The sequence below is a fragment of the Pseudoalteromonas sp. K222D genome (genome assembly GCF_017653575.1).
Classification (GTDB): Bacteria; Pseudomonadota; Gammaproteobacteria; order Enterobacterales; family Alteromonadaceae; genus Pseudoalteromonas; species Pseudoalteromonas nigrifaciens.
Genome location: NZ_JAGGDL010000010.1, coordinates 73,013 through 85,035, shown reverse-complemented (window position 1 = coordinate 85,035; position 12,023 = coordinate 73,013). Strand labels below are relative to the sequence as shown.

Below are 12,023 nucleotides of genomic sequence, written 5' to 3'. Positions count from 1 at the left end.
GTGACTCATGGCCGGATTTGATAAGGTAGTTTCTAGTTACGAAGCTGCAATGGCAGGATTAAAAGACGGCGATACCGTAATTGCCGGTGGTTTTGGTTTATGCGGTATTCCTGAGGGCTTAATTAAACAAATTAAGCAAATGAAAACCAAAGAGCTAACTGTGGTGTCTAATAACTGCGGTGTTGATGACTTTGGTTTGGGCATTTTATTACAAGACAAACAAATTAAAAAAGTAATTGCCTCATACGTTGGCGAAAATGCCCTATTTGAGCAACAGTTACTCAGTGGCGAAATTGACGTAGAGCTTACACCACAAGGCACTTTGGCAGAAAAAATGCGTGCTGGTGGTGCAGGTATTCCGGCGTTTTACACCGCAACAGGTTACGGTACGCCCGTTGCCGAAGGTAAAGATGTAAAAGAATTTAATGGTCGCCCTTATATTTTAGAAGAGTCGATAACCGGTGAATTTGCTATTGTTAAAGCATGGAAAGCCGACCGTTACGGAAATTTAGTGTTTCGCCACACTGCAATGAACTTTAATCCACTTGCCGCAACCGCTGGTAAAATTACGGTAGCCGAAGTAGAAGAAATTGTAGAGCCGGGTGAACTTGAGCCAAGCCAAATTCATACCCCTGGCATTTATGTAAACCGCGTTATTAAAGGCAACTTTGAAAAACGCATTGAGCGTGTTACTACACGAGATTAAGCAGGAGCATTAATATTATGGCATTATCACGTGAACAAGTTGCAATGCGCGTTGCACAAGAGCTAAAAGATGGCTATTACGTTAATTTAGGCATAGGAATTCCGACACTCGTCGCAAACTATGTTCCAGACGATATTGAAGTTATGTTACAGTCCGAAAATGGCTTGTTAGGCATGGGACCATACCCAACTAAAGCAGAGCTAGACGCCGATATGATTAACGCGGGTAAAGAAACCGTGACAGCTGCAAAAGGTGCAGCCATATTTAATAGTGCAGATAGTTTTGCCATGATACGCGGTGGTCATGTAGACTTAACAGTTCTGGGCGCTTTTGAGGTAGATCAAAACGGTAGCATAGCGTCGTGGATGATCCCTAAAAAGTTAATTAAAGGCATGGGCGGCGCAATGGACTTGGTTGCAGGCGCGCAAAATATTATTGTTACCATGACCCACGCCAGTAAGCATGGCGACTCAAAGCTATTAGAGGCCTGCACATTACCGCTTACCGGCGTTAATTGCGTTAAAAAAATAGTTACAGATTTAGCCGTACTAGAAGTTAAAGACGGCGCATTTCATCTGTTAGAGCGCGCTCCGGGCGTATCTGTAGATGAAATTATTAGTAAAACAGCAGGTAAATTACTTGTTGACGGTGAAGTACCAGAAATGGTGTTTTAAGCCCTAGGTTTAAACTTTACCTTGTACCGACCTCATTCCCAGTGCCAATGGCGCTGAGTTACCCAAAATCCCTCTAACGAGGGATTTTTTTTGCCTATTTTTCTAAGTTTTATTATTATTTTAAGAAGCTGAAATTTTACGCTAACTTGTAACTGCCCTGCACCACCTTGTTACCTTGTTGCACCATTATTGTGAACTTAATGCAGTAAAAGTTTCAACCTTCTGATATTATTGATTTTAATAATTGGTTCAGTTATTGCCTTATATAGGCGACTCAAACAACTTTATATTGGAAAACATGCAAACTCCTATACGTGGTCTTCGTTCATTTTGCTTCGCGGCACGAAGTTTAAGCTTTAAGCATGCAGCAAATGAGCTGTATTTAACGCCTTCGGCTGTAAGCCATCAAATTAAACAACTAGAAGAACAACTTGGCATTGAGCTTTTTGTGCGTAAAACCCGCTCGATTAGTTTAACTACAGCTGGAAAGGACTTTTTTGAAGCTATATCGCCAATAGTTAGTACGCTTGAAAGCACAATTAATGAATTTAGCCAAATGCAGCAAAATACAAATTTAACGATTACCTTGCCTGAGTTTTTTGCAAGCGAGTTGCTAATGCCTAGATTGCGCGAATGGACGTCGGCGCACCCTAATATTAATTTACAAATGGATACGCTTAAAACCCGTAAAGAGCTAACCCGACATAGCGACTTATCAATAGTGCTGTCCTCGAATAAGCCAACCGAAGGTGTTGTAACAGAGCTGTTTAACTTAGAGTATATACCTGCTTGCAATAAAAATTTGTTGTCACAATGGAAGGATGATCATTGTAAAGCCCTTAATCAAGTGCCGCTTATATTACACAAAGCACGCCCTTGGGCATGGCATCAGTGGGCCGAGAAAGCTGGAATAGTTGACTTTTCACCAACCCAAATTATACAAATTGACAGCATGTTTGGTGTAGCACGAGCAGCGCAGCAAGGTATGGGGATTGCGCTTATTCCTCTGCCTATAAGCCAAAGCTGGCTAGACGAACTCTGGTTATATAAACTATTCGAGCGCCCGCTGACCACTAAAGACAAGTACTATTTAGTGCAACACGAGCCAAGTAATGTAAATCATCCGCTTGATTTATTTGCTAAGTGGGTTATAGCTACTTTTAAAAATACACAAACCAAACCTATAGATTAATTTATTTCACTCATTGGGTGTATTTTTATCGTTTGTGATTAATGCTCAATAAATCTAAAGTTCACCTATCGAAAGTATTTCAGCTTAATTTAAGGTTTAATAATTAAGCTGGTAAAAGAATCTTATATTGTGTGTGTAAGATGTTGTCAGTGTAAAAAACGGTTCAAGTTAGGTGGTGACTTGGCTTGAACTGTTTTTATTTTTAGGCAATCCACATAATATTTACTAAAAATAAATTAGGCTTTAATACTGCTTTTTAGCTAAAGCCTTAATTAAAAAGCCCAGTAAAAGTTAAGTTTACTGGGCTTTTGTATATCTCACGTATTTTTAATCCCTTGGTATAAATTCAAGAACCGTAGCATTTATACAATAACGGTCTGTACCGCGTGGGCCTTCCCCGGGGAATAAATGCCCTAAGTGTATGCCAGTACTTTTAGAGCGCAGCTCAATACGAGTCATTCCCCAGCTACTGTCGTCATGTTCAGTAACGCTACTTTTTATTGGATGCGTAAACGATAACCACCCAGTTCCAGAGTTAAACCTATCGCGGGTATCAAATAGCGGCTCGCCACTGAGCTTATCGACAAAGGTGCCATCGGGTGTATTTTTAAAAATTTTGTATTCTTTGCAATAAGCGCGATCGGTTTTTGAATTAAATGCAACTTTATAGGCTTCACTATCGCCTAGTTTAAATGCGCCAAGGGCTTTGTAAAACGCCTCTGGGCTTGCATAGCCTTGACGTCCGTATACTTCAGTGCCATTTTCTAAAAATAAAATAGTGGGGGTTGCCCAGGTTGCCGACTTAATGGTTAAACCTTGGAGTTGATCGGCGTGGCGAAAGCTCATAGCAATACTGCCTTTGTAGTCGTTAGCTACAGCGCTTTTAAATTTTTCACAGTATGGACAGTATTCGCGTGAGTCTAATACCACGATTTGTTTACCCATTAATAAAGCGGAGTTATCTACTTGTTCGGGCGGTTTTTTGTTAAACACCACGCCAGTTGAGTGATCGGGACAATAGCCATTTGGATTTTTTTCTAAATAATTTTGATGATATTCTTCAGCTGCATAAAAAGTGTCAAGTGGCTTAATAATAGTGGCTATAGTGCCGTACTCTGCTTGCGTAAGCAGTTGTTGATATTGCGATTTAACTTGCTTTGCTACTTTCGCTTGCTCAGTGGTGGTAGTTAAAATAATTGAGCGATACTGAGTGCCTACATCGTTACCTTGGCGATTTTTTTGTGTTGGGTCGTGACTTTCAAAGTAGTTTTCGAGTAGCTCCTTTGCGCTAATAATATTGCTGTTATAGGTAACTTGCACAACTTCGGCGTAATTGTCCTCGTCAAAGCGACGTGATTGATTGGTTATATTGCTGTAAGTGGCTTTAAAGCCGTTTCCATCGGCATAACCTGACTCAGCATCAATAACACCATTAAGTGCTTCGTAGCGTTTTTCAGCGCCCCAAAAGCAACCTGAGCCAAGTACTAGTGTTTCTACGTGCATAGTCGCTTGAACATTACTTTGCACGACTTTTTCCATTGATAAAGCAACACTGCTTGCACTAAATAAAATAGCAACGCTAGATAAATAAATTAAACCCTGATACGACATAAACTACCTCTTAAATAAATGCTAAGGCCGGTTACTGTTGCGAATGTATTTTGAACAAAAAATAGTAACAGGCTTTAATAAAGACCTTACCTGTTGAATTATTATTTCAACTTGGTAAGTAATTAAATACGAGTGAGCGGCCTATAAGGTTTATATTTTATCTCTTAATCCATTTTGCTGGTCGCAATGGTGTAAATAAATCAATAGAACTATGTTAGCTTTGAAACATGTTGTATTAACAGGTTTGTTTTATGAGTTCGGCTCCTATAATTTATGCACTTAGTAACAATAGTTTATTAATAGATGCAGCACATTTAGACGCAAACAATGTATTAACTATACAAAAAAAAATTTGGGCTTTAGCTGCGCACTGTAAAAACACCGCAGAGTTTACCGACTTAGTTGCGGGGATGAACTCCCTCACCTTGTATTTAAAGTCATCTGCGGGGTTAACTAAATGGCTAGAGGCATTACCATTATTATGGGATGAGCTTAAAAGTAGTACTTTTACTGGTAAACACCATTTAATAGAGACCCTATACGAGGGTGAAGATCTTGCTTATGTAGCCCGCTTTCATAATTTAAGTATTGATGAGGTAATTAGTATACATAGCAAAGCTCAGTATCACGTTTTGTTTTTAGGCTTTCAGCCCGGATTTGCCTATTTACATGGTTTAGATACACGCCTACATACCCCAAGGCGCGCTGAGCCTCGCATTAAAGTACCTAAAGGTGCGGTGGCTATTGGCGCTGCCCAAACCGGTATTTACCCTAGCGACACTCCCGGTGGCTGGCATATTATTGGCCATACCAATACCACATTATTTAATAGCTCTCATTCGCAACCTTGCTTAATGCAACCAGGCGATACCCTTGAGTTTGTAGCGCTAAAAAACCAAGGAGCAGGCGCATGATAAAAGTACTAAAACCAGGCGTACAACTCACTATTCAAGATTTTGGCCGAATTGGCTATCGTCATTTAGGAGTAAGTAAAGCTGGCAGCTTAGACCCCTGTGCACAATTAATAGCTAATCGACTCCTTGGTAATAACGACAACGATGCGGTGCTTGAAGTAACTGTGGGCTTATGTGAGCTTGAATTTAACTGCGATACTGTCATTGCCATCCAAGGCGCTGATTTACAGGCAAAGCTTGATGAACAACCTATTTACCCAGGTTGGACATACGCTATTAAAAATAAACAAGTATTAAGCTTTGCCACAGGACGAGCGGGGTTAAGAGCATATATTGCAGTAAAAGACGGCGTGCAGTGCCCACTAATAATGGGCTCTCGAGCAACTGATTTAAATGCATGCTTTGGTGGGCTCAATGGCAAAGCACTCAGCAGTGGTGACTGCATTCCAATTAAGCCTTTTAATGGCCCTTTTATAAAAATGGGGGCTATTGCTCCACCGCAACGTAAAATTATCCGCTTGCACCCTAGCCCACACGCAAAGTTATTAGGTAAAACACTTTTGCATAGCTTTACTTCGGGTAAATTTAAAGCCAGCCCTAACAGTAATAGAATGGGCGTAAGGTTAGTAAATAATACAGATAATCTGATGCACACACATTCATTACCTTCTGTGGCTGTAAACCCAGGGAGCATACAATTGCCCCCCAACGGAGAGCCCATAGTATTACTTAATGATGGCCAAACTACCGGCGGCTATCCGCTACTAGGTACAGTGATCAGTGCTGACTTACATCAATTTGCACAGTTTAGAGCAGCCGATAATATAGAATTTGAATATGTAACCCTAGAGCAAGCACACAGAGCCCAACATAAACAAAATGCTCATTTACATCAGCTCAGTTTGGCACTCAATAATAGCAATAATAAAAAATAGGACGGTTATGCTCGATTTAAATATAAATAGAAGCATAGTGTAATAAAAGTACAAACTCCTACGGCAGTAACCTTACTCGCCGTTAATATTGTTTTAATGTATAGCGTGGTGTTCAATGACTAAATCAACTTACCCTATGGCGTGCGTATTAATTACCGGTTTTACTCCTTTTGATGGCGAAACCATTAACCCCTCTTGGCAAGCAGTGCAAAAGCTCGACGACCATATAATAATGAAACATAGAGTATGTGCTATTGAGTTATCGTGTGAGTTTAATACCTCTATTGCGCAATTACACCAAGCGATAGAGGCCCATAACCCGGCGATAGTTTTATGTGTTGGCCAAGCTGGTGGACGTAGCGAAATATCTATAGAGCGTATTGCGATTAATATAGATGACGCGCGCATTAAAGATAATGCCGGTAAGCAACCTATTGATACCCCAATTGCAAAAAATGGCCCCGATGCTTATTTTAGCAATTTACCAATAAAACGTATGCTAAGCGCCTTACATGAAAGTGATATTCCTGCGGCCATTTCTAATACTGCCGGTACTTATGTGTGTAACCATGTGATGTATGGTTTGCTGCATTATATAAACGAAAACTATACAAAAATGAAAGGCGGCTTTATTCATATTCCTTATTTACCAAGCCAAGCAGTGCACCATAATGGCGCACCAAGCATGAGTGAAGAAGTGGTAATAAATGCGCTAAAAGTAATGATAGCTGAAGCTTTGAGCAATGAGCGCGATGTAAAAATAGCAGCCGGCACCACACATTAATCATTTTGGTGCAATACGAGCTATGTTGGTGCATAAATTATTCTTATTATTTTGTAAATGCGGTGTGACTTACGTTATTAATTCTGCTAAAACAAAGGTGAGTCGCAGAGTTTTTTTGCTCTGCAATACACATAAAAACAAGAATGAGGGGTAGTCTATGTGTTCAATTTTTGGGGTGTTAGATATAAAATCTGATCCCGTACAGTTGCGTACGCAAGCCATCGAAATGTCGAAGTTATTAAGGCACCGCGGCCCTGATTGGTCGGGTGTTTATGCATCGAAAAAAGCAATTTTAGTACATGAACGCCTAGCTATTGTAGGGGTTTCTAGCGGTGCACAGCCTTTATATAATCCAGAAAAAACACATATTTTAGCGGTAAACGGTGAAATTTATAATCATAAAGAATTAGCGGCAAATTTAACCACCGATTTTACCTTTCAAACAGAATCTGACTGCGAAGTTATTTTAGCGCTTTACAAACAAAAAGGTGCCGACTTTTTAGATGATTTAAATGGCATTTTTGCATTTTGTTTATACGATGAAGAAAATGACAGTTACCTTATTGGCCGCGATCATATTGGTATTATTCCGCTTTACACCGGTCACGATGAACACGGTAACTTTTACGTAGCTTCAGAGCTAAAAGCCCTTTCACCAATTTGTAAGCACATTGAAGAATTTCCGCCTGGGCATTACCTAAGCAGTAAAGATGGCGAGCTTAAAGCGTATTACAAACGCGATTGGCAAAGCTTTGACGCCGTTAAAAATAACAGCGCAAAGGCCGAAGATGTTAAAAGCGCACTAGAGGCTGCCGTTAAACGCCAGCTTATGTGCGACGTGCCTTATGGCGTATTACTCTCTGGTGGCTTAGATTCGTCGCTTATATCGGCTATAACCCAGCGTTTTGCGGCAAAACGAATTGAAGATAACGACGAAAGCGATGCATGGTGGCCTAAATTGCATTCTTTTTCTGTTGGCCTTGAGGGCTCACCTGATTTAGCCGCGGCTAAAAAAGTAGCCGATATGATAGGCACTATTCATCACCCTATTATATTTACTATTGAGCAAGGTATAGATGCCCTGCGCGAAGTGATTTACCACATAGAAACATACGATGTAACCACTATTCGTGCCTCTACTCCTATGTATTTAATGGCCCGACAAATTAAAGCCATGGGTATTAAAATGGTGCTATCGGGCGAAGGAGCAGATGAACTGTTTGGTGGCTATTTGTATTTTCATAAAGCGCCGAATGCACAAGAGTTTCATGAAGAGCTTAACCGTAAAGTATCTAAACTGCATATGTTTGATTGCCTACGTGCCAATAAGTCGATGGCAGCATGGGGAGTTGAAGCTCGCGTACCATTTTTAGATAAAGAGTTTGTGGATGTGGCAATGCGTATTAACCCACAAGCTAAAATGTGTACAGAGGGAAAAATAGAAAAGCATATTTTACGCGAAGGCTTTGCAGATTATTTACCAGAGGAAGTATTATGGCGTCAAAAGGAGCAGTTTTCAGACGGTGTAGGTTATAACTGGATTGATACCTTAAAAGAGTTTGTAAACGAGCAAGTGAGCGATCAAGAGCTTGCCAATGCAAAGTTTAAATACCCTATAAATACCCCCGATTCTAAAGAGGCATATTATTACCGCGCTATTTTTGAATCTCACTTTCCTGGTGATGCCGCCGCTAAATGTGTGCCTTATGGCAAATCGGTAGCGTGCTCTACGCCCGAAGCGCTGGCATGGGATGCGTCGTTTCAAAATAATGCTGACCCTTCTGGACGTGCCGCGCTTATTCATAACGATGCGTATGCTAGCAAAAGCTAAGCGAATTTATTTAGCGCCTCACAAGCCAGCATGGCTTGTGAGGCGCTTTATAACACTCACATCGTCTCAAGCTGTTTTTTATAACCACACAGCTAACTTAGCCGGTTCAAGTGCTTTAATTGTTATTTATAAAAAGGGCTTAACCTCTAAATTGATGCAATATATTGCGTCAAAATCGAATCATCCTGCGACTGTATTTTTAAATCAAAATGAGATAACTAAACCTTATTGTAAAATTCGCTGGTTTAACCAAACAAATGAAATTAAGCGCTGTGGGCATGGCACTTTGGCTGCAGCTAACTTTTTACTTCATTATTTTTCTTATTGCCCACAGGTATTTATTACAAGCTGTAATGAGCGTTTTAAAATAAAAATTAACAGGCAACAAGCTCAGTTGGTATTAGCAAGTATTGAGTCGATAAAATCCCCCTGCTACTGTAAATTACAGCAAGTATTTTCATTATCAATAAAAGCCGCGTACAGCAGTGCCAATAAAAACGGTTACACCTTGTTATTGTTCAATGCACAAGACGATTTAACATGCTTACAAGTTGATTTTAATGCCCTAAGTCACCTGCATAAAAATGCGGTTATTGCGCTAACAGTACAAAATACTCAAGCACAAAATGCCACTGCACATTTTAGATACTTTGCCCCGCAGTTTGGTGTAAACGAAGATACCGCAACGGGTTCAGCAGTATCGGTTATTGCGCCATTATTATTTAGACTATACGGTTTAAATAAAGTTACGCTTATACAGCAATCGCCTAATGGCGCGTTGTTAAACTATAAACTTAACAACGGCCAAGTTGTTATTTACTAATAATTTATAGCGGCCTTAATAGGCATAAGGCAAAGTAATTATTATCGTCTTGCCATGTTTGCTCTAAACTTAAATTAGCTTGTGCCGCAAGCTGTTTAAACGATTCTAGGGTGTACTTATGAGAATTTTCGGTATGAATACTTTCACCTTGTTTAAAATTAATTTGTTGGTTATTAATTATCACTGTTTGCTCGCAAAGGCTCACTAAGTGCATTTCTATGCGGTTATGCTGCTCGTTATAACGTGATTCATGGTTAAAATTGGCTAAATTAAATGATCCATTTAGTTCGTCATTGATTCGTTGTAATAAGTTTTTATTAAATGCAGCGGTTACACCGAGTTTATCGTCGTATGCATCTAACAGTACTTGGCGCTGTTTTACCAAGTCAATCCCGATTAAAACATAGCCATTTACACCACATAAATGCTGAAAGTTTCTCATTATTTCAATGGCTTTAAGCGTATTAAAATTACCTAAGGTGGAGCCTGGGAAATACACTAAATTAGTTTGGCTATCGAGGGCGGTTTCTTTAATAAGCTGTTTAACCATTGCGCTATCGGTAAAGTCGCCTAATAACGGAGCAATAACCAGTTCAGGGAATAACGGCGATAAATGCGCTAATGAATAGTTAAGCATTTCTGTAGATATTTCGAACGGTACAAACGTTTTTACTTTGCTCATATGAGCTAATAAGTGGGCAATTTTTTTGCCTGAACCACAACCGGGTTCTATTATTGATAAGCTTTCAGGTAGGATTTGTGCAATCTCTTTTGAGTGTCTTTCTAAAATAGTCAGCTCGGTACGGGTTACGTAATACTCTTGCAGCCTTGTTATTTGCTCAAATAATGCAGCCCCCTTGTCGTCATAAAAATATTTACAGGGGAGTGATTTTTGTTGCTGGGTTAAGCCACTTATTACATCTGTTAAAAACTCACAGTTACTTATAGAGGTATTTATACTGCACTGCTTTATTGTTGTCATTTGGCTCATGTTTTATCCTTAGCGAGTCTTATACCACTACACATCCAGGCTTGATGGGGATAATAAAAGTTTCTGTAGGTAGTACGTAAATGATTAGCTGGAGTTAGCACACAACCGCCACGTAATACCATTTGATTGCTCATAAACTTACCATTGTACTCTCCTGCCACGCCTGCAATTGGCTTAAAACCAGGGTAAGGTAAATAAGCACTGTTTGTCCATTGCCAGCAGCTATCTGTAAGCTGCCCAATAGCAGCGCTACTATCGGCCATACTTGGCAATAAAAGTGACGGATGTGCTGTATTGCTTGGTGCGTGTTGTTGGGCTGCATATTCCCATTCAAATTCTGTGGGCAGGCGTGCATTAACAAAACTTGCATAAGCGCTGGCTTCATAGTAACTAACATGACAAACCGGCGCGGCTAAGTTAAGGGGTAATAGTCCATAATGGGTAAACTCAAACCACTCCCCGTTTATATAATGCCAATACAATGGCTGTGTTAAATTATTAGCCTGTATATGTGCCCAACCATCACTTAGCCAATGTTGCGGGTTGCTATAGCCAGAGCTATTAATAAAGGCTAAATACTCTGCATTAGTCACTAATCTATTAGCAAAGCTAAATGGATGAACCAGCACCGGGTGTTTAGGTTGTTCGTTATCGTAGGCAAATTGGTTTTCAGCATTGCTCCCTATATTAATAATTGCTTGGTCAAAGTTTATAAATTTTATAGCGGCACTGGATTGCTGGTTTGGTATTTGAGTTGGCTTTAGTGATTGGTACGCAGGAAATATTGGGTTAATAGAAAAGTTATACTTAATATCCATCAACATTAGCTCTTGGTGTTGTTGCTCGTGATTTAGGCCAAGAGTAATTATTTGCTCTATTTCTGGAGTTATTTCAGTATTTAACACGCTAATAATGGCTTCATCAACATATCGTCTGTATGCAATTACGTCATCAAGACTCGGCCTCGATAGGCTGCCTCTGTTGCCCCGCTTAAATTGCTCACCAATTCCGTTGTAGTAAGAATTAAATAATATTTTAAACTCAGGATTAAATACTTTGTAATTACGGCTATGAATGCCAAGCAGAAATGTTTCAAAAAACCAACTGGTATGCGCAAGATGCCATTTACTTGGGCTTACGTCGGCCATTGCTTGTAATTGACAGTCTTCTGCACTTAACGCACTAATGAGTGATAGGCTATATTTACGTACCGATTTAAAATGCTCACTAAGCTCATTTTTTCCAACTAAATGTTTAATATCATTAGTCATAGTCGCAATTTACTCCTTTAACTACTTTACTGTTAAAATATAACCTAATGTTAAATCATATACTAAGTATTCCTAGATTAAAGGGGCGTTTATATTAGGCACCTTTAATTAGCAGCTTATTAGTATTTACATACTCCGTGACAGTAATTATTTACCTATGTGTTTTTATAATTCTGATTTCGGATAATATGCGCTGATTTATAAGTGTTCTCGTATATGTATTAGTAAATAGTAAACTAATTTAACAAGTTAGAGAGTGTTTGTTTTTTATACTTAAAAGCAACAAATATC

At 39.5% G+C, this 12,023-nt stretch carries 12 protein-coding genes; 9 read left to right on the top strand and 3 right to left on the bottom strand.

The window, feature by feature from the left end; all coding sequences use genetic code 11:
* Positions 1–7: 7 nt before the first annotated feature.
* From J5X91_RS07505 to J5X91_RS07495, 3 genes are all read left to right on the top strand, one after another.
* Positions 8–706, top strand: coding sequence for a CoA transferase subunit A (locus J5X91_RS07505; protein ID WP_011328127.1), 699 nt, complete (start codon positions 8–10; stop codon positions 704–706).
* Between the two features lie 17 nt (positions 707–723).
* The gene (locus tag J5X91_RS07500) at positions 724–1,380 is read left to right on the top strand and encodes a 3-oxoacid CoA-transferase subunit B (protein ID WP_011328126.1); all 657 of its coding nucleotides are present in this window, start codon (positions 724–726) and stop codon (positions 1,378–1,380) included.
* 298 nt (positions 1,381–1,678) lie between these two features.
* Complete coding sequence (locus tag J5X91_RS07495) at positions 1,679–2,572, top strand: LysR family transcriptional regulator (protein WP_192532035.1); 894 nt, start codon at positions 1,679–1,681, stop codon at positions 2,570–2,572.
* A 327-nt stretch (positions 2,573–2,899) separates the two neighbouring features.
* Here the strand turns inward: J5X91_RS07495 and msrA are convergent, their stop codons facing one another.
* Positions 2,900–4,183: a peptide-methionine (S)-S-oxide reductase MsrA gene (gene msrA / locus J5X91_RS07490; protein WP_208834342.1), complete on the bottom strand. Its 1,284-nt coding sequence runs from the start codon at positions 4,181–4,183 to the stop codon at positions 2,900–2,902.
* Positions 4,184–4,434: 251 nt separating this feature from the next.
* Here msrA and pxpB point away from each other — a divergent pair, with 251 nt between their 5' ends.
* The 6 genes from pxpB (at position 4,435) to J5X91_RS07465 (ending at position 9,470) form a co-directional block, all read left to right on the top strand.
* Positions 4,435–5,097 (top strand): 5-oxoprolinase subunit PxpB, encoded by a 663-nt coding sequence (pxpB, locus tag J5X91_RS07485; protein ID WP_011328123.1) that lies wholly within the window; start codon positions 4,435–4,437, stop codon positions 5,095–5,097.
* The gene (locus tag J5X91_RS07480) at positions 5,094–6,032 is read left to right on the top strand and encodes a biotin-dependent carboxyltransferase family protein (protein WP_182683315.1); all 939 of its coding nucleotides are present in this window, start codon (positions 5,094–5,096) and stop codon (positions 6,030–6,032) included. The genes pxpB and J5X91_RS07480 overlap by 4 nt, the downstream gene beginning before the upstream one ends.
* Positions 6,033–6,074: 42 nt before the next feature.
* Entirely contained in the window at positions 6,075–6,155 is an 81-nt protein-coding gene (locus J5X91_RS18170; protein ID WP_303394021.1) for a hypothetical protein, read from the top strand.
* Positions 6,148–6,816 carry a pyroglutamyl-peptidase I gene (gene pcp, locus J5X91_RS07475; RefSeq protein ID WP_011328121.1) on the top strand — a complete coding sequence of 223 codons (669 nt, stop codon included), beginning with the start codon at positions 6,148–6,150 and terminating at the stop codon, positions 6,814–6,816. Before J5X91_RS18170 ends, pcp begins: the two co-directional genes overlap by 8 nt.
* 157 nt (positions 6,817–6,973) lie before the next feature.
* Entirely contained in the window at positions 6,974–8,647 is a 1,674-nt protein-coding gene (asnB, locus tag J5X91_RS07470; protein ID WP_208834341.1) for an asparagine synthase B, read from the top strand.
* Positions 8,631–9,470: a PhzF family phenazine biosynthesis protein gene (locus J5X91_RS07465; RefSeq protein ID WP_208834340.1), complete on the top strand. Its 840-nt coding sequence runs from the start codon at positions 8,631–8,633 to the stop codon at positions 9,468–9,470. Before asnB ends, J5X91_RS07465 begins: the two co-directional genes overlap by 17 nt.
* A 4-nt stretch (positions 9,471–9,474) precedes the next feature.
* Here J5X91_RS07465 and egtD read toward each other — a convergent pair whose 3' ends face one another.
* Both egtD and egtB read right to left on the bottom strand, forming a co-directional pair.
* Positions 9,475–10,461: an L-histidine N(alpha)-methyltransferase gene (gene egtD / locus J5X91_RS07460; RefSeq protein ID WP_208834339.1), complete on the bottom strand. Its 987-nt coding sequence runs from the start codon at positions 10,459–10,461 to the stop codon at positions 9,475–9,477.
* A complete protein-coding gene (egtB, locus tag J5X91_RS07455; protein WP_208834338.1) occupies positions 10,458–11,732 on the bottom strand; it encodes an ergothioneine biosynthesis protein EgtB in 1,275 nt (424 codons plus the stop codon). The genes egtD and egtB overlap by 4 nt, the downstream gene beginning before the upstream one ends.
* Positions 11,733–12,023 lie beyond the last annotated feature (291 nt).

Excerpts from the sequence above, each read along its gene's own strand:
- J5X91_RS07465 (WP_208834340.1), top strand. The coding sequence starts at position 8,631 with ATGCTAGCAAAAGCTAAGCGAATTTATTTAGCGCCTCACAAGCCAGCA.
- egtB (WP_208834338.1), bottom strand. The coding sequence starts at position 11,732 with ATGACTAATGATATTAAACATTTAGTTGGAAAAAATGAGCTTAGTGAG.
- pcp (WP_011328121.1), top strand. The coding sequence starts at position 6,148 with ATGACTAAATCAACTTACCCTATGGCGTGCGTATTAATTACCGGTTTT.
- egtD (WP_208834339.1), bottom strand. The coding sequence starts at position 10,461 with ATGAGCCAAATGACAACAATAAAGCAGTGCAGTATAAATACCTCTATA.
- J5X91_RS07480 (WP_182683315.1), top strand. The coding sequence starts at position 5,094 with ATGATAAAAGTACTAAAACCAGGCGTACAACTCACTATTCAAGATTTT.
- J5X91_RS07500 (WP_011328126.1), top strand. The coding sequence starts at position 724 with ATGGCATTATCACGTGAACAAGTTGCAATGCGCGTTGCACAAGAGCTA.
- msrA (WP_208834342.1), bottom strand. The coding sequence starts at position 4,183 with ATGTCGTATCAGGGTTTAATTTATTTATCTAGCGTTGCTATTTTATTT.
- pxpB (WP_011328123.1), top strand. The coding sequence starts at position 4,435 with ATGAGTTCGGCTCCTATAATTTATGCACTTAGTAACAATAGTTTATTA.
- J5X91_RS07505 (WP_011328127.1), top strand. The coding sequence starts at position 8 with ATGGCCGGATTTGATAAGGTAGTTTCTAGTTACGAAGCTGCAATGGCA.
- J5X91_RS07495 (WP_192532035.1), top strand. The coding sequence starts at position 1,679 with ATGCAAACTCCTATACGTGGTCTTCGTTCATTTTGCTTCGCGGCACGA.
- asnB (WP_208834341.1), top strand. The coding sequence starts at position 6,974 with ATGTGTTCAATTTTTGGGGTGTTAGATATAAAATCTGATCCCGTACAG.